The sequence below is a fragment of the Pantoea sp. V106_11 genome (genome assembly GCF_029967885.1).
In the GTDB taxonomy this organism is placed as follows: Bacteria; Pseudomonadota; Gammaproteobacteria; order Enterobacterales; family Enterobacteriaceae; genus Pantoea; species Pantoea ananatis.
Genome location: NZ_JASCAK010000022.1, coordinates 124,052 through 140,556, shown reverse-complemented (window position 1 = coordinate 140,556; position 16,505 = coordinate 124,052). Strand labels below are relative to the sequence as shown.

The window sequence follows — 16,505 nt, the reverse complement described above, 5'->3', positions numbered from 1 at the left end:
CGCTAATCCCACAGATTGAGGGTTTCACCCGTGGCCGCCTGAGGCAGCTCCGGTAACACCACTCTGCATCCGTGCGGTAATGTTGGGCCTTGTTCTGCCAGGCCAGGATTGGCGGCATAAACCTGTTCAACCGCCTGCTGCGTGCGTCCGTAGTAACGCCAGCAGATCTCATCAACGGTTTCTTCCTGTTGTGCGTAAATCAGCATTGATTGGCCCCTTATGAGCGTAAAAGCCATGGTCGAGTAGGCGATAAGTTGAGAACATCCGCTGTCGTGGTGACAGGCAATAAAGGCCCCGTTGGCCAACAGAAACCTGTTCAGAGAATTGCACCGTCGGGCCACCAAACCGCCCTGAAGCCGAATCCGGATAACCCGGATACGCGATGTGCATTGGCCTTCGCGCAGAGCGATCCAGAGATTGCTGTGCCTGCCGCTTGTCAGAAGTAGTGTGTGCCTCAGCAGGCGCTTGCTCAACGCAAGGCCGTCCGCTCAAGGCTGGGCGGGCAGAGGGTTACACCCTGGATGCGGGCGCCGATGGAAGGGTCGCGAAAGCGCTGGGATGACGTGAGCGTATTTGCTTTCACAGCGACGACCGGGAGGGTCGTAAGCCAGCAACAGGAAAGAGGCAGTAACCAAAAGATTGCCGCGAACGCTGACAGGAAAGCGGCCGGGATAACGTTATTCAGTAAAGGTGGGGGAAGACCTACGCCTGGCGAACAGGGGTTGCTGCAAACGCCTGCAGGCAGCAGATGCCCGGCGTTTTCGGCCGGTCATGACGCAATGTCAGCGATAAAACGCACTGGCGCGGTTTTGCTGTTGCCCGCGCCTGAACCCTCTCATCCGTTAAGATGGCTCAGGCAACGGACAACCGTCCTGATGTCACAGTGAACGCGTCGCCATCATGATTTTTTTAAAGGCGTCGCCGCAAAGACAACAGAAAAGTGGTTATCGGAAAGGGTGTAGTTCGCAGCGATTTCAGCGATCAAATTTAACGCGATTTCCCTGTCACGCTCCCGGCAGGCTCCTTCACTGGTAAGCCTGGCGATAAGTTCGACGCGTTCAAGCATGACTCGCTCATGTAATTCATTTCCCACAATTCCCTCCCCCAAATAAATACTGTACATACATACAGTAGCATAGCATTCATTAACTGTGGAAGCGTTTTAAGATAGTTCGTAAAAAATTATATCATGTTGATAGGCATCAACTTTTGTTGTACTGCCTGCCAGACAGGTGAAGGCACACTCACGCCAGAAGCGTAAGAAAAATCAATAGATTTTCTTCATTTACCCATCCAAAACAGCAGGTTTTCACTCCGCCTTTTCGTCACGTCAGGGCGAAAAAGAAATCCTCACCGTTGGCTGGGCTGCAGGAGAAGCATCGCCTCTGTCGTGGCCTGAAACAGGGCCAGGAATGCGTAAAGGCGAAGCCCGGCAGATAAACCTGGAAGCCCTTTCGCCTTGGTGACCTCTGCGCCACGGATCTGTGCGCAGATCGTCAGAGACCTCACTTCCGGCATAAAAACGGCTTACGGGGTCCGTACAGTTATTAACAGAACTCCAAGACAACGAAGCGGACTGGCTTTTTTCGTCGCCCGCATCTTCAGCACGTTTGGGCACCAGCTTCCATAGCTTTAACCGCGTCAGGACTGGCGTATCAGCACCAACAGCAGTGGCATAAACGCCCTTAATTGACTGGATTTCCTCACCAAACGCATTACAGCTTTCGGCGGGCTGGTACCAGGTGCGCACCGCAAGCGCGTCGCGTTTAACGAACGGGCCGCCCTGGGCATTGATGTAGTCGGCCCATTGACCGGCATCGGCCGCATCGTGCACCGCGGCGAATTCCACGCTCAGGCCATGCGCGGTTTCGGTGTCCGCCATGCGGCGAAGTTCGCGATAAACTGTTACGGGCGCACCTCCAATAAACTGAAACTGGCGGATGTGCCAGCGTGCTGCCCATGCCGACACCGCCATCGCTGTCTCTCTTAGCGGTTTACCGCTCTCGTTATCCCGCTCGCCCTCTAGCGCATAGCCGTCAATGTTTTTAGAAACATATTTGGCAACATAGCCGGTCGCGCTGCCTTTCGCCGGATCGATCGCTTCGACGTGAAAACGGGCTTTGCGCGCCTTTGGGCTGTCTAGTTCCTCACTGTCCTGCTGGCAGGCGTAATGGCGCAGGATCTCGTCTACGCGGTTAACGTCTTCAGGGCGCATAAACATCAGCAGATGCCAGTGGGGCGTGCCATCATGATGCGGCTCCGCAACCCGTAAACCAAAAATGCTGATCTTTTCACGGTGCAGTTTGGCCCGCACTTTTTGCCAGAGTGAGCAGAGATAGCGCTGTGTTTCGGCCGGGCTGGCCCCCGTCCATTTAGCGTTACGGTGACCACTCTGCAAGGTCGCGTGATAGCGTGACGGCGCGGTTAACGTGTAGAAGCAGGCCCGGAAGCCCATATCCTGACAGATGGTTTCGAAGCCACGGATACGCGTCATTAGTTCAGCACGGCGAATAGCCGGATTGGCTACGCTGCCGTCGTATTTTTCAATCAGGCTGATGCGGTTGCCCTCTTCATCCTCCAGATCCATTCCCTGAAGGAAATCACGGGTACGTCGGCGTTGCTCACGCCATTCCGCTACGGCCATAAGGCTGGCATAAGGGGAATGCGTTTTATTAACGTTCGCCAGGGCGATATGCAGATGTTCACGCCAGAAGGCACTGACACGACGCAGCTGACCTTTCCACCATTTTTCCGCCTGCATACGCAGAATGGCTGAGGTCACCGCTTCAGGGCAGAATACGCGGGCGCTGATGGTTTCCCATAAAGGCGGCGTCTGACCCAGCTCACGGGTGATCACCGCCGCGGTCATATACAGTCTGTGGGTATAACGGTAGTCCGTATCGGTTTGGGCGTGAGTGTGCAGTTGCACCAGCTCCGCGTGAATGAAATGCGCGATATCCCCTGCCAGCATATCAGTGTCGGCACGGGACATATCTGGAAGGCGGTTAAAGCGTTTCATCAGTTCCCACAGCGTGCCGGCGGCTCTGGCTGCCCCCTGCGGGCAGGACATGCTGCGGGTCAGCTGTGCGACAACGCCCGTGCGCATATCATGCAGTTGATAACGTCGATTAACAGCGTCAACACGTGGCAATGTGCGCTCAACAAAGGTTTTTGCTAAGTAGGCATTGGCCCGGGCTGTTCCCTGCTGCTGTTCCAGACTGGCAAGACGACGTTTCACGTCCATCTGGACAATGCTGGGCTGGGCATGAAGAATTTTCTGTCCGTGCAACCACGCCGCAATCTGTCGATGACGGTGCTGCTGCTGGTCATGGGTCAGATACGGGCTGGCTATCGCCAGCCGCGGGGCGTTCCACGGGTAAGCGAACGACATCATCGCGTATTCCCGTAGTGAAGACGTGCTCTCAGCTCGCTCAACTCCTGACAGGAGAGGCAGCGGGTCACGCCCTGCAGCGCACGACGGCGCGCTTCAGGAATTGGTGCGTCGCACTCTTCACAGAACGAGGCGCCGATCGCCACAGGACGTTGCGTAACCTGCGCGATATTTTGCGCCAGGATTTCCTCGCTGCGCTGCTGCGCAATATCGATTGCATCTGCCATTAGCGCATCTCACCTGATTCGTTTTCATAACGCTCAGCTTCAGATCGCAACAGCTCTGCTGCTTCGATGCCGTTTAGCGTCTGCCGCGTAATGTGCGCTGCCATCGCACTCAGCCGCTTCGCCACGGCCAGCGCGCAGGCTTTACGCTCATTATCGAGCAGTTTATTGAGAGTAAAGGCCATGGCGTCGTTCATTGGATGTGTCTCGGTATTCATCATTTCTCTCCAGATTTTGGGCAAAGGCATGCCCGACGGGTTTACGTCATAACGTCAGGGGTGATTTATTTATTCAGGCAGAAAGCAGTCAGCCGTTGAGAACTGACGCGGCAACATGTTTCCCCAGCGGGCCAGCTTATTCATTGCTAAAATGATGTGCTCACGGCGCGCCTGGTCAAAAAACTGGAAAGGCCTGCCAATGTCTTCCAGCCTGAACATGCCCGGGCAGTCGCGGTTAGCCAGGGTTAATACGCAAAATTTAAAGTCATCATTTTGACGATTAAAATAGCGAAGCGATGGGTTTCGGTTGTGATCGCGCAGCAAGCGCCAGTGCTGTCGAAACGCATCAAACGTCATTTTTTCGCTGTGGCAGTCTTGCTCTGCGGTGAAACGTGGCCCGGCAGATGACTGACTGATGACCTGGACGGTGCGGTTCATAGGCTCCTCCGAAAAACGTTGCAGCGGGTTTTGACGAATCAATACCCTCATCGTTGTTACAGTGACGTTTTACTGGCGGCGGATTCGCGCCTGTCTCATCCATGACGCTCGTTAAGCATTAAGCGAAACGGCAGGTGCGCAGACGGTTTCCCCCCAGATTGCCCCGGACAGGGCGCGTTGCTTTGCCAGCCGCGGCCTGAGAGCACTTTCGACCCTGAAAGCGCGCTTTTACGCGCCTCTCCACGTGCGCTGACTGCATTAGCCCTGCATCTCATTGCGACAATAAGGTTCTGGCTTGATGATTGTAAAAATGAGCCTCATCAGGCAAAATCCTGAGTTATCAGATAAAGCCGCACCCTGTTGCATCATTCAAAGGCTAACTTAAACTGGAGGATACTTAGACTAAATCTAAGTGTCAATAAAAATGAGCGTTTATACTAATTTCAAATTTCCGAACTCGAGCGCAGAAGCTCTGGATCGCGTTGTCGATGCCTACGGCTTTACCATGAAAATGCAGCTTGCAGATCACCTTGGAATTGCAGCAAGTAGCCTGTCTGCACGCTATAAACGTGATGTTTTTCCTTCAGATATCGTTTTACAGTGCGTGATGGAAACGGGCGCAGACCTGCAATGGTTGATCACAGGCAAAGGCTCAAAATTCTCTGAAAGCAAACCCGACACGCCCACGCTGATTAGAAAAAAGCTAATCAGCGGCAAAATCGAGGAAGCGGGTTATGTGATGCTGGATAAAGCGTTATACGCGCCATTGAAACAGGAACCGCGCAGTGCTTTCTTACTGTTGGCGGAAACCACCCAGTACATCATCGATACCGATTTTGAAGATATGCATGACGGCGTCTGGTTGGTCGAAATTGAAGGAACCGCCAGCGTCAGGACGCTAACGCGCATTCCGGTCAGGAAAGTGCACGTCAGCGGCATCGGCGTAGCGTTTGATTGCGGGATTGATGATATCAGGCTGATTGGCCGCGTGGTTCTGACGATTCAATAAACCGGCGTCGTGCGCACGGCAACGCCTTATCACGGCCTCAGCGTTACTCACAGAATGCGGTACAACGCGGGCCGCCTGCCTCAGGCCGCCCGCTCCGCTCTTAGCGGCAAGGGGTTCCCACCAAAGCGGCTTGCTGATCGCTGAGGTTGGCTCCCCGGTCAATACAGGTTTAACCACGGCTCGCCCGTTACCGCCAGCGTTAACGCTTAATACAGTCCGGCCTTCCCCGCTGAAGAGAAAAGCCGCATTTTGTGCTCGACAACGGCTTTCGCAGCCGCCATCGGGCGCACGTAGAGTGCGCTGGGTTCATGTCCGTTTGACTGCAATTCTTCCTGCAGCGCGACATAAAACGCCTTCTTCATATCGCTGGAGATATTGATTTTCCCTACGCCATACTTAATCGACTCCGCGACCTCGCTGTCTTTGTTGCCAGAGCCGCCGTGCAGAACCAACGGAATCGTCAGCCGCTGTCTGATGGCTTTGAGACGGTCAATATCCAGTACAGGCTGTTTACCGGCAGGATACAAACCATGCGACGTGCCGATGGCCACGGCAAGCGTATCCACCCCGGTTTCTCTGGCAAACCGTTCCGCCTGGTCGGGATCGGTATAGAGAATTTCACTGTGCCCCCCTTCCGCGCTCCCCTCTGCCACGCCAATCGTTCCCAGTTCGGCTTCTACCGAGACGTTAACCTTGTGGGCAATGGCGGTGATTTCACGCGTCAGCGCAATATTCTCTTCAAATGGCAAGCCTGAGGCATCGATCATGACCGAGGTATAGCCGGTGCGGATGGCGGTTAAAATATGCGCCAGCGTCTGGCCGTGATCCTGATGAATCACCACCGGCACGGAAGCGTTAACCGCCAGCTCCCTGAGATAGGCGATGAAACTGTCGCCGACGAAAGCGTGCTCATCGGGATGCACTTCCAGGATGACGGGAGATTGCAGGGATTCCGCCACCTCAATGACCAGCCGGGCAAACTCAGCGGAGGCGATGTTGAAGGCACCGACGCCGAACTGATTCTCCTGCGCCACCTTCAGTAACGCCTTCATATTTATCAACATAATTCACTCCTGCGGTAAATGTTGCGGATGATCTTTTTTAATCACTCTGAGGATCAGTGCGGTAAACAGCGCACCGGCGAGAATGGCAAACAGGTAGGCTGAGACATGGGTAATGACGTTCGGTATGAACATAACGAAGATCCCGCCATGCGGTGCGCGGGAAGCACAGCCGAGCATCATTGACAGTGCGCCAGCCAGTCCCGAGCCCGCCACAATGGCGGGAATGACGCGAAGCGGGTCCGCCACGGCATACGGAATGGCCCCCTCGGTGATAAAAGAGAGGCCGAGTACGTAGGTGACCTTGCCGGTTTCGCGCTCCTGAACGCTGAATTTCTTTTTAAAAAGGGTGGTGGCAAGGGCAATGCCCAAGGGAGGAACCATTCCCGCAGCCATGCATGCTGCGATGGGTTCGTAGATTCCGGTCGACATCAATCCAATCGCGAACATACAGACGGTTTTGTTAAGCGGCCCGCCCATATCGAAAGCCACCATCATTCCGATAAGCAATCCGAAGATAGCAGCGTTGGCATTTCCCATATCCGTCAGGAAGGTAGTCAGGCTCTGTAACAGCAGCTTAATGGGCTGGCCGACGACCAGAATCATCAGCGCACCGGTCAGGAACACGCTTAACAGTGGCACAATCAGAATGGGTTTAAGTCCGGCAATGGCCTTGGGTAAGTTGATGTACTTCACCACGAGCAGCGTGATGTAGCCCGCCATAAAGCCCGCCAGTAAGGCGCCAAGAAAACCCGATCCGGTATGAATGGCTAACATGCCGCCCACCGCGCCCGACACAATCCCCATATTGCCACTAATCGACTTGCTGATGCCCAGTGAAAGAATCGGCAGCATTAACGCAAAAGCGGCACCGCCACCAATATCGGACAGCATCTTTGCAATGGGGTTATAGAGGGGATCGCCTGGCGTGGCGGCAGTGATCCCAAAAGAAAAACTGAGGGCAATTAATATCCCGCCCGCCACGACAAAGGGGATCATCAGGTTGACGCCGGTGATCAGATGCACATAGATGCTCGACAGCGCCGCTTTTTTGTCTTTGTCTCTGCCCTGCAAGGTTACGTCTTCTGGTGAGGCGGAACAGATTTCGCCGGTTAAGGCCCCGGACAAAATGTCGTCCAGTAATCCAGCGGCATCTCTCGCGGCTCGGGTAACGGACACGGTAATCATGCTTTTGCCGATAAAGCGGGAGCAATCAATCTTTTTATCCGCGGCAATAAGCACGATATCAGCACGTTTAATATCCTCTTCAGTGAAAATATAGTCACTTTCAACGGCACCCTGTGTTTCAACAAGGATCGTTATGCCTTTTTTCTCTGCGCTCTTTTTTAAATTGGCTTCCGCCAGATAAGTGTGTGCTACGCCTGTGGGACAGGCGGTAATCGCAATAATATTCATTTTTCCTCCCGGTGAAAGGCTTACTCCTGGGTGTTATTGACTAATAAATTAAATAAGGCCTCTTTTGTCTCTGCGTTTAGTAATGCCTCAACGACTTCATCATCGCCAAGGGCAATTGAAATTTTTGCCAGTAGTTTTATATGTCCCGCGCCGCTGTCGGCTTCTTTAACAGCAAACAGAATCACGAGGCTGACCGGCGAATCGTCCATGGTTTCCCATTCCACGGGGGACGCCAGTTTGGCTACCGCGATCCGGGTTTCGTTCACCCACTGCGATTTTCCATGCGGGATCGCTATCTGATTTTCGAAGCCGGTAGAACCTAATGCTTCGCGCAGCATGACGTCATGAATAAAACCTTCTTTGTTGCTGATAATATTTAATTCACACAAGCTTTGCGTTAATTTCTCAATAACCTCATCTTTATTTTTTGCATTTAGATTCATAAAAACACAGGTCTGACTTAACAGATCGGCCACAACAATTTTATTATGCATCCGTTACTCCGTTAGCATTATTTTCTTTATTAAGGCACTCCATCACCCGCAAAACATCTCTGTTTGAAAACAGGGCAGAAACATAGGCCACAGGATGTTCAGTCTCCTCCAGTCTGATCGTGGAGATAATTAAATCGCACCTGACTTTCTTAATGGCTTCGTTCAGGCGGGCACCCGGCACAATATCCACGATCTCCCATTCGGGAAAGGCCCGGCTGATTCGGCTGGAAAGCAGCTGAGATGTACCAATGCCGCTGGAGCACACCAGCATGACGCGTTTAGTTGCATGACACTTTTCTAACGCGTTCTGAATGTAAATAGTCAGATAGGCAATCTCATCATCCGACGCTGTCGGAAGCCCCCACTGCTGATTAAGGTGCAACACGGCCTGTTTGACGACGTTAAATACCGCGGCAAATTCTTTACGTATCTCGTCCAGCAACGGGTTGTGAATAACAATGCGGTAGGCCAGCCGATTAAGCATGGGCTTCACATGTGACACCAACGCGTTAAGCAGCACGCTGTCGCTGCCAATATTCTGTCTTAATAACGAAGAAAGCCGGGTGATTAAGGTCGTGGCGTAGTTCACGGCGTCTTCGTCGTAGTGCGATGGAGAGGGAAAACCGGCGCTAAACGGATGCCGACCCGACGAGATGAGGTATTGATAAATATAGTGAACCTCAACGGGCGCGAAGGAGACCGCGTAATTTTCCTCCAGCCATCTGACCGCTTGCCGGGCGACTGACCATTCGTGATTGTTGTAACCTGCCATGTCCGACTCCGCTGGCGCGGGTGGCGTGCCGTTAAGCGCTCTTTTAATCGTCACCAGCAGATGGGAAAACAGGTTGGTATAATAGGGCTCGCTAATGGCGCAGTGCAGCGCCTCTTCAATGTAGGTGATCAGATTAATGCAGCAGGCCACATTGTCGCTGCCAAACTCCGCCACCAGCTGAACGCGCGAAAAACGATCGATGCGGCTGTCGGCGACAGGGTAACCACTCATCACGCTGAAGGTAATAATCTCTTTCAGCGCCAGACGAATATCCCGGTCGCTGCCGGTGATACAGGTTCCGCTATGGCTACGCGCAATGCGCAGTGAAAAAGGCGTTAACCAGACCTCAATTTTTCGTAAATCTGCCACGATGGAAGAGCGGCTGATAAAATATTTTTCCGCCAATGCGCTCAGCGTGAGCGGTGATGGAGAACAGGTAAGCAAGTCTGTTGTGATGGCGACCAGCCTTTTATTTTTCAACAAACCTTTTACCTCTTCCCCATGCAGTTCCACAGGTAAGGCGACGCCATTTTCCAGCAACAATCCCAACCCGGGTTTGCTAAGGATTCGGCTCTCCTTGTCGGCGAAATAGTGATTAACGGAATCCACATCGCGGCGCAGTGTACTGGCTGAAACCTTCAGCGTCCGGGCAATATCTGTTGCCGAGCGCCATTCGCCCTGAGAAGCTAAAAGATGAATTAATGCCTTTTGTCTTTGGGTCAGCACGTTGACTCCCGGCTTCGCTAGGTGATCCAGATGCTCGGTCATTACCGTTATATCTGCCTTGTTCCGGTAGAGAAATACCAAACCATGGCGTCGATATGACCATAATAGTGAACAGTGCACCTGCAATGCTGCTAACCCGGTTCCATTCGTGCAAACTCCAGTGTGTCGCGGCGTGACAGAAAGAGCGGGCCTGAACATCAGGCCCGCTGCGGTTAATGTCCGCCAAAGACTTTTTCAACTTCTTCGGGTTTGTCATGTACGCCAAAACGATCGACAACGGTTTTTGTCGCCTCGTTCATGCCACGAATCTCGACATCCGCCCCTGTCCGACGGAATTTAACCACCACCCGATCAAGCGCGTTAACAGACGTGATGTCCCAGAAATGGGCATGGGTTACGTCAATCACCACCTTTTCCAGATCCTCCTGAACGTCAAAGCTGCGGACAAAGCGATCGGCGGAGGCGAAAAATACCTGCCCGGTAACGGCGTAATGGCGACAATCGCCTGATCGCGTGGAACTGACCGTCATGAAGCGTGCCACTTTGGTGGCAAAATTTAATGCAGCAATCAGCACGCCCACGATGACGCCAAAGGCAAGATTATGGGTAAAAACCACGACCAGGACGGTAGCTATCATGACGACGCTGCTTGAGAGAGGATGGGTGCGTAACGTCGCCACCGAACGCCAGGAGAAGGTACCTATCGAAACCATTATCATGACCGCGACCAGTGCCGCCATGGGAATCTGAGATACCCACTGGCGCAGAAACACCACCATCACCAGCAACGTGATACCCGCCGTGAGTGTGGAAAGCCGTCCACGACCGCCTGATTTTACATTGATCACCGACTGACCAATCATCGCGCAGCCTGCCATTCCGCCGATGAAGGAGGTACAGATGTTGGCAATGCCCTGCCCCTTACATTCGCGGTTTTTGTCGCTCGCGGTGTCCGTCATGTCATCAATAATGGTCGCCGTCATCATCGACTCCAGCAAGCCAACCACGGCCAGACCTGCGGAGTAAGGCAAAATGATCAACAAGGTGTCCATGTTCAAAGGCACGTCGGGAAGCAGAAAAATGGGCAGGCTGTCAGGCAGTTTGCCCATATCGCCCACGGTTCGCACATCCAGGTGCAGAAACAATGAAACTGCCGTCAGAATCACAATGCAGATCAGCGGTGACGGCAGTGTTTTGTCGAACAGTGGATAAAGATAAATAATCGCCAGGCCGGCGGCGGTGAGCGCATAAACATGCCAGGTGACATGAGTGAGTTCAGGCAACTGTGCCAGGAAAATCAGAATGGCCAGCGCATTAACGAATCCCGTGACCACCGAACGCGACACATAGCGCATCAGGTTGCCGAGTTTACAGTAACCCGCAATGACCTGAAGTACGCCGGTGAGCAACGATGCGGCAAGCAGATACTGCAGCCCGTGCGTTTTGACCAGCGTCACCATCAGCAACGCCATCGCGCCGGTGGATGAGGAAATCATCGCCGGACGCCCACCAAAAAAAGCCATGACAACCGGAATACAGAAGGCGGAGTAAAGACCCACTTGAGGATCGACACCCGCGATGGCAGAAAAAGCGATCGCTTCAGGAATCAGCGCGAGCGCGACAACAATACCAGCCAGCACGTCACCACGGACGTTACCCAGCCAGTCCTTACTCGTCGAGGACAGCAACATAGTATTTTCTCAAATTTTGAATGCAGTTCGCCCAAAAGGGCAGATTTCAGACAGAAAGCGTCACATCCACAGACGGGATGTCAATGAGGTGCGTCCGAATGGGATCGGGACGACAGGGAAGGGATAAAACTCAGGGTGGCGTGATACGCATGACGGTTAAAAACTCCTTATCAGCATGGGCTGGCTGCAGCAAGGCACTGCAGTAACATTGCCGGGTCATCTCAGGCAACGCCCTGTTCAGCTGACTACTTTACACAAAAAATCACCCGCACTGGAAGCCTGAATTTGCCTTACAGCCCAGGCCCTTCCGGCCAGCGGCGGGAGAAATCCTCAATAAGCGCTTGTAAAACTGCTGTTTATTGATTTTATAACATTGCGTGCCTCAGGCGCATATAGCCTGACTGACCGCATAAATGAACGGTCAGCCAGGCGTGACGCATCGCTTCGGCGCGTCGTTACACTCTGAATGCCTCAACCATACCGCGTAATGAATGTGCCTGTTCAGACAGGGACTGCGAAGCAGACGAAGACTCTTCGACGAGTGCCGCGTTATTCTGGGTGACCCCGTCCATCTGGCTGACCGCAATGCTGACCTGAGAAATGCCCTGCATCTGCTCCGAGGACGCCATCGAAATCTCATCCATTGCGCCCGCCAGTTCGTTCACCATGCCCACGACTTTTAAGATGCTTTCACCCGTACCGGCCGCGACGTGCACGCCGCTGTCCACCTGCTCTACGGCACGTTCGATAAGTTCTTTAATCTCTTTAGCTGCGGTGGCGCTTCGCTGCGCCAGCGTTCTGACCTCGCCGGCAACAACGGCAAATCCGCGTCCGTCTTCACCCGCCCGCGCCGCTTCGACAGCGGCGTTCAACGCCAGGATGTTTGTCTGGAACGCGATACTTTCAATCACGCCGGTGATGTCACGAACCTTGGTAGCACTGGATGCGATTTCATTCATGGTGTGAGACATCAACTGCACCTCTGACTCACCAGTGCGTGCCAGGGTTGCAGCCTCTCTGGCAACGGTGGCGGTATGCTGAGCACTGGCAGTATTACTTTTCACCGTCGCGGTCAACTGTTCCATACTGGCCGCCGTTTCCTGCAGAGCTGCGGCCTGCTGTTCAGTGCGTGATGACAGCTCAGTATTGCCCTGGGCGATCTCGTCTGAGGCGGAGGCGACCGAACCTGCCGATTCTTTGATTTGCGTAACCAGACTTCGCAGGCTGGACTGCATGTTAGCCAGCGAGGCAAGCAGGCTGCTGGAATCGTTGTGGCGGAGTATGACCGGCGCTGTGAGGTCACCGCTGGCGATGGCCGCAGACAGTGCCTGGGCCTGGGCCGGTTCCCCGCCCAGTTGGCGCATCAATACTCGGGTAATGATGAAGCCCGCCGCAATTGAAATCGCCACGGAAAGCGAGGCCAGAATCATTAAGATTGTGGTTGCTCTGTGAACGTTTTGACTGGTGTTTTCAACCGACCGCTCACTGTCTTCCATTTGAATATTCGTCATTTCCTTGAGGGCTTCCAGCAACTGGCCCTGCAGCGGCCTGACCGTTTTTATCAGGTAGCTTATCGCTTCTTGCTGTTTATTTTGCAGGCCTAACTGCCCTGCGTGATCCAGCACGGCCAGAACGGGGCCTTCGCTGCTGACGATCTTGTCGAAGGCTTCCCGGGCCTGCGGGGTTGAATCTTCGGCGACCATGGCAGCAAGCCGTTCGCGGTTTTCAATATAACGGGCTTTTTGCGTGACAATACGCTGCCATTCCTTCTGCATCTGGTCGGCTTCGGTCAGCAGGGCAAGGTTACGAACGATGACGGCCATATCACGTAACCCGCCGTACATTTCCATCCCCAGACGGTATTTCTTCATTTTGACATTGACGGCGTTGTCCATGCCATTACGGGCATTATTCAGGCCGTTATAGGCCACCGAGGTGCAGATAATGAATAACGTAATCAACAGGCCAAAGCTGATAGTGAGACGCGTAGAGATTTTCATGGGGACTCCTGTTTATGTTAGGAAACAGGTATCGGTTGAAATAATAAAAACCACAGTAAAAAAATCATAAATAATAATTATAATAATGTAAGTCATTGATAATTATGTTATTATAATAATTTCCTGTAATAATTTGACGAATGCGAATTTATATTCTATCGCGCCATGAAAAAATAAATATCACCAACCAACTCTTTATTAAAAAATATTCCATGCTTCCTTTTCGATTAAGAAAAATAATATAAAACGTCGTTGCTGCGGCATACTCTGCTGATTGATGGGCTTAACGCTATGGATTTTTGCTGTCAGCCGCGATTGTCCGGTCAGGAAGACCCGCAGACTGTCCAGGGAGTGGGTTTGTGCAACGGACAGGATAACGAAAGGATAAGTCACTGGCTGTGCCTGACGATCACCGCTGCGATCATGGCAACGAAACCGGTAGCGATGACGGTTTGGGTTTGGGTTTGGGTTTGGATTGAGGTTTGGATTCGGATCGAGGTTTGGATTCGGATTGAGGTTTGGATTCGGATTGAGGTTTGGATTCGGATTGAGGTTTGGGTTTGGATTGAGGTTTGGGTTTGCGGGTGAGATAACAGGAGCCAGACTGCCGCCATTCATAATTAGCGCTGCGCGAGAGAAACGGAGTAGCGTTGAGCGTTATCACTTTAATTTTTATGCATGCGCATGCCAGCATCCCGACAAGGGCGCTTTTTTAAAACACACAGAATAATTAAAAGGGGATATTATCGGCACATTTTTTAAAAACTTTACTATTTTTATATTTTTTAATAAATGAAAAGGTTTTCATTTATCACAACCCCGGACATACCTATTTATGATTAGCCTGAGGTTATCGAAAAAATATTAATTTGGCTTAACCGGATCCAAAAGAAAATATTGTGCATTTCTAACGTGGAAAATAACACACCACATTCTATAATCTCCTCTACTATGGAAAGTAGATTTTCCCCTGCGCATTTCAACAGACACATAGTGACCAAGAGTCACGCGCAAGGCCTTGATAAATAGAAATTTAACAAAGATTATTATAAATAAATTACACGAATAATATTTGATGACATTCATCAAAAAACACCATTTCACCTGGAATTCAATAAATGAAAAACATTCTCAATAACATTAGTCTGCCGACTAAATTCCTGATCCTGGGGATTTTCGCGTTGGTATTATTTGTCTTTCCCACCTATTTATTTATCCAGACGGGTAATCAGGCTATTGATGCGAAGAAACAAGAGCTGCAGGGCGTACCGGTCGAAAAAGATATCCTGACGTTGCTTAACCTGATTCAGCGTCACCGGGCTGAAAGTGCAATCGCCATTTCATTGAATAAACCTGATAATGCGCCGCGCCTGGCACTTGCCTCTCAGATAGATACCCTGACAGATACTATTGCCGCAGAATTACGCCAGTATGATGCCAGTGCGCAGCCGACCCAGCGCTTCAACGGCGTCAAAGCCGCCTGGTCTCAGCTTCAGCAAGATGTTGCATCGGGTAAACTGACGCTGGCTACCAGCCTTTCGCATCACGCGCTGCTGATTCAGAACTTACTGGACACCAACCAGGACATTCTTGATTTATATGGTCTTTCTTTGGACGCGGACCTCAATACGTATCAACTTATCATGAGTATCTATGGTCGGTTACCTGAACTGACCGAGACGCTTGGACGCATCAGAGCCAGCGGTACCTCTGTGATTGCTGCGGGTGACAACGCATCCGATTCTTCACGCGGCACGATGGAGTACCAGATTGAAGGGGGTAATGCGGCGCTGGAAAAATTCAGTAATGTGTTAAATAAAGCATTTGCCGTAGAGCCAGATCTCAAATCTGAATTTACCGCGCTGGCGAATGATGCCTTCCAACGTTCCGCCAGCGTCCTTAAACTGGCTGAAGATGTCTTTATTACAAAACGTGTTCAAATTACCCCTGTTGAATATGTAAAAGACTTCACCCAGGCTATTAACACTTATAACGATCTTGGCATGAAACTCAGCCTGCAGCTGGGAAAAACACTGAACGACCAAATCGACCAACGTCGTCGTTCACAATATATATTGCTGGCTTCACTGATCGCCGTGGCCTTGCTGGCCGTATGTGTGGCGGTGATGATCAGCCGGTCCGTTACCCGTCCGGTAAAAGAAGCGGTTTTACTTGCCAGTAAAGTGGCCGCCGGTGATTTAATGACGACGATTACCGTGTCAGGTAAAAATGAAATTGCTGAGTTGCTCAATGCGCTCTCGCAAATGCAGCAACGTCTTGCGCTTCTGGTATCGAATATTAAAAACAATGCGTCAACCATCGCAAACTCCTCTGAAGAGATTGCGATGGGGAATAACGACCTCTCTTCCCGAACTGAAGAACAAGCGGCCTCACTGGCGGAAACCGCGGCCAGCATGGAGCAGCTCTCTTCAATCATCAAGCAGAATGCTGACAACACGCGCTACGCATCAGATATGGCGGTTTCAGCCACTAACGCAGCGCTGAAGAGCGGCGAAGCGATGACTTCTGTAATGACTACTATGCAAAAAATTCGCAGCAGTTCGGGGCAAATCGAAGAAATCACCTCCGTTATTGACAGCATCGCCTTCCAGACGAATATTCTGGCGCTGAATGCGGCCGTGGAAGCAGCGCGTGCGGGCGAGACGGGCAAAGGTTTTGCCGTGGTTGCCGCTGAAGTCCGGGCGCTGGCCCAGCGTTCGGCCAGCGCAGCGAAAGAAATTAAGGGCCTGATTGAGCAGTCCGTTGGGCATTCGAATGAGGGCTTAATGCTGGCGCAGGATGCCGGCAGCAAAGTAAAACAGAGCGTCGAAGCAATTGAACAGACATCTCAGTTGATTCGCGATATCTCCTCATCCTCTGAAGAGCAAAGCAGCGGCGTAAGCCAAATAAATATTGCGGTTAATCAGATGGACCAGGTCACGCAGCAAAACGCCGTGCTGGTTGAACAGTCGGCGTCTTCTGCTGACGAGCTGGCAAAACGTGCGAGCGATCTGCGCGACATGGTCTCTGTGTTCCGGACCGCTTAATTTCTCCTTTTGCCACTG

At 52.1% G+C, this 16,505-nt stretch carries 15 protein-coding genes; 2 read left to right on the top strand and 13 right to left on the bottom strand.

Features of this window, described 5'->3' with window-relative positions:
- Positions 1 to 2 precede the first annotated feature (2 nt).
- From QLG08_RS05725 to QLG08_RS05700, 6 genes are all read right to left on the bottom strand, one after another.
- Entirely contained in the window at positions 3 to 206 is a 204-nt protein-coding gene (locus QLG08_RS05725; protein ID WP_014604961.1) for a tail protein X, read from the bottom strand.
- Between the two features lie 692 nt (positions 207 to 898).
- Positions 899 to 1,066 carry a hypothetical protein gene (locus QLG08_RS05720; protein WP_227008678.1) on the bottom strand — a complete coding sequence of 56 codons (168 nt, stop codon included), beginning with the start codon at positions 1,064 to 1,066 and terminating at the stop codon, positions 899 to 901.
- A 264-nt stretch (positions 1,067 to 1,330) separates the two neighbouring features.
- A complete protein-coding gene (locus QLG08_RS05715) occupies positions 1,331 to 3,394 on the bottom strand; it encodes a replication endonuclease (RefSeq protein ID WP_282472832.1) in 2,064 nt (687 codons plus the stop codon).
- Positions 3,391 to 3,618 (bottom strand): TraR/DksA C4-type zinc finger protein, encoded by a 228-nt coding sequence (locus QLG08_RS05710; RefSeq protein ID WP_013027288.1) that lies wholly within the window; start codon positions 3,616 to 3,618, stop codon positions 3,391 to 3,393. Before QLG08_RS05710 ends, QLG08_RS05715 begins: the two co-directional genes overlap by 4 nt.
- The gene (locus QLG08_RS05705; RefSeq protein ID WP_014604959.1) at positions 3,618 to 3,836 is read right to left on the bottom strand and encodes a DUF2732 family protein; all 219 of its coding nucleotides are present in this window, start codon (positions 3,834 to 3,836) and stop codon (positions 3,618 to 3,620) included. Before QLG08_RS05705 ends, QLG08_RS05710 begins: the two co-directional genes overlap by 1 nt.
- Before the next feature lie 66 nt (positions 3,837 to 3,902).
- Entirely contained in the window at positions 3,903 to 4,271 is a 369-nt protein-coding gene (locus QLG08_RS05700) for a hypothetical protein (RefSeq protein ID WP_014604958.1), read from the bottom strand.
- A 424-nt stretch (positions 4,272 to 4,695) separates the two neighbouring features.
- On the opposite strand from QLG08_RS05700, the gene QLG08_RS05695 reads away from it, so the two are divergent.
- On the top strand, positions 4,696 to 5,280 hold the full coding sequence (locus QLG08_RS05695; RefSeq protein WP_014594661.1) for a phage repressor protein: 585 nt from the start codon (positions 4,696 to 4,698) through the stop codon (positions 5,278 to 5,280).
- Between the two features lie 206 nt (positions 5,281 to 5,486).
- Here the strand turns inward: QLG08_RS05695 and QLG08_RS05690 are convergent, their stop codons facing one another.
- From QLG08_RS05690 to QLG08_RS05660, 7 genes are all read right to left on the bottom strand, one after another.
- The gene (locus QLG08_RS05690) at positions 5,487 to 6,344 is read right to left on the bottom strand and encodes a ketose-bisphosphate aldolase (RefSeq protein WP_014594662.1); all 858 of its coding nucleotides are present in this window, start codon (positions 6,342 to 6,344) and stop codon (positions 5,487 to 5,489) included.
- Between the two features lie 3 nt (positions 6,345 to 6,347).
- Entirely contained in the window at positions 6,348 to 7,757 is a 1,410-nt protein-coding gene (locus QLG08_RS05685) for a fructose-specific PTS transporter subunit EIIC (RefSeq protein WP_013027293.1), read from the bottom strand.
- A gap of 20 nt (positions 7,758 to 7,777) precedes the next feature.
- On the bottom strand, positions 7,778 to 8,251 hold the full coding sequence (locus QLG08_RS05680; protein WP_014594664.1) for a PTS sugar transporter subunit IIA: 474 nt from the start codon (positions 8,249 to 8,251) through the stop codon (positions 7,778 to 7,780).
- On the bottom strand, positions 8,244 to 9,749 hold the full coding sequence (locus tag QLG08_RS05675; protein WP_260603907.1) for a PRD domain-containing protein: 1,506 nt from the start codon (positions 9,747 to 9,749) through the stop codon (positions 8,244 to 8,246). Before QLG08_RS05675 ends, QLG08_RS05680 begins: the two co-directional genes overlap by 8 nt.
- 212 nt (positions 9,750 to 9,961) lie before the next feature.
- Positions 9,962 to 11,440: a SulP family inorganic anion transporter gene (locus QLG08_RS05670; protein WP_110015325.1), complete on the bottom strand. Its 1,479-nt coding sequence runs from the start codon at positions 11,438 to 11,440 to the stop codon at positions 9,962 to 9,964.
- A 455-nt stretch (positions 11,441 to 11,895) separates the two neighbouring features.
- Positions 11,896 to 13,440, bottom strand: coding sequence for a methyl-accepting chemotaxis protein (locus tag QLG08_RS05665; protein ID WP_013027297.1), 1,545 nt, complete (start codon positions 13,438 to 13,440; stop codon positions 11,896 to 11,898).
- Positions 13,441 to 13,638: 198 nt separating this feature from the next.
- Entirely contained in the window at positions 13,639 to 14,058 is a 420-nt protein-coding gene (locus QLG08_RS05660) for an IgG-binding virulence factor TspB family protein (protein WP_238492836.1), read from the bottom strand.
- A 500-nt stretch (positions 14,059 to 14,558) separates the two neighbouring features.
- On the opposite strand from QLG08_RS05660, the gene QLG08_RS05655 reads away from it, so the two are divergent.
- The gene (locus tag QLG08_RS05655) at positions 14,559 to 16,487 is read left to right on the top strand and encodes a methyl-accepting chemotaxis protein (RefSeq protein WP_014604953.1); all 1,929 of its coding nucleotides are present in this window, start codon (positions 14,559 to 14,561) and stop codon (positions 16,485 to 16,487) included.
- Positions 16,488 to 16,505: the final 18 nt, after the last annotated feature.

Bases quoted from the DNA above. Each gene is read 5' to 3' on its own strand.
- QLG08_RS05725 (WP_014604961.1), bottom strand. From the start codon at position 206: ATGCTGATTTACGCACAACAGGAAGAAACCGTTGATGAGATCTGCTGG.
- QLG08_RS05720 (WP_227008678.1), bottom strand. From the start codon at position 1,066: ATGCTTGAACGCGTCGAACTTATCGCCAGGCTTACCAGTGAAGGAGCC.
- QLG08_RS05715 (WP_282472832.1), bottom strand. From the start codon at position 3,394: ATGATGTCGTTCGCTTACCCGTGGAACGCCCCGCGGCTGGCGATAGCC.
- QLG08_RS05710 (WP_013027288.1), bottom strand. From the start codon at position 3,618: ATGGCAGATGCAATCGATATTGCGCAGCAGCGCAGCGAGGAAATCCTG.
- QLG08_RS05705 (WP_014604959.1), bottom strand. From the start codon at position 3,836: ATGATGAATACCGAGACACATCCAATGAACGACGCCATGGCCTTTACT.
- QLG08_RS05700 (WP_014604958.1), bottom strand. From the start codon at position 4,271: ATGAACCGCACCGTCCAGGTCATCAGTCAGTCATCTGCCGGGCCACGT.
- QLG08_RS05695 (WP_014594661.1), top strand. From the start codon at position 4,696: ATGAGCGTTTATACTAATTTCAAATTTCCGAACTCGAGCGCAGAAGCT.
- QLG08_RS05690 (WP_014594662.1), bottom strand. From the start codon at position 6,344: ATGTTGATAAATATGAAGGCGTTACTGAAGGTGGCGCAGGAGAATCAG.
- QLG08_RS05685 (WP_013027293.1), bottom strand. From the start codon at position 7,757: ATGAATATTATTGCGATTACCGCCTGTCCCACAGGCGTAGCACACACT.
- QLG08_RS05680 (WP_014594664.1), bottom strand. From the start codon at position 8,251: ATGCATAATAAAATTGTTGTGGCCGATCTGTTAAGTCAGACCTGTGTT.
- QLG08_RS05670 (WP_110015325.1), bottom strand. From the start codon at position 11,440: ATGTTGCTGTCCTCGACGAGTAAGGACTGGCTGGGTAACGTCCGTGGT.
- QLG08_RS05665 (WP_013027297.1), bottom strand. From the start codon at position 13,440: ATGAAAATCTCTACGCGTCTCACTATCAGCTTTGGCCTGTTGATTACG.
- QLG08_RS05660 (WP_238492836.1), bottom strand. From the start codon at position 14,058: ATGAATGGCGGCAGTCTGGCTCCTGTTATCTCACCCGCAAACCCAAAC.
- QLG08_RS05655 (WP_014604953.1), top strand. From the start codon at position 14,559: ATGAAAAACATTCTCAATAACATTAGTCTGCCGACTAAATTCCTGATC.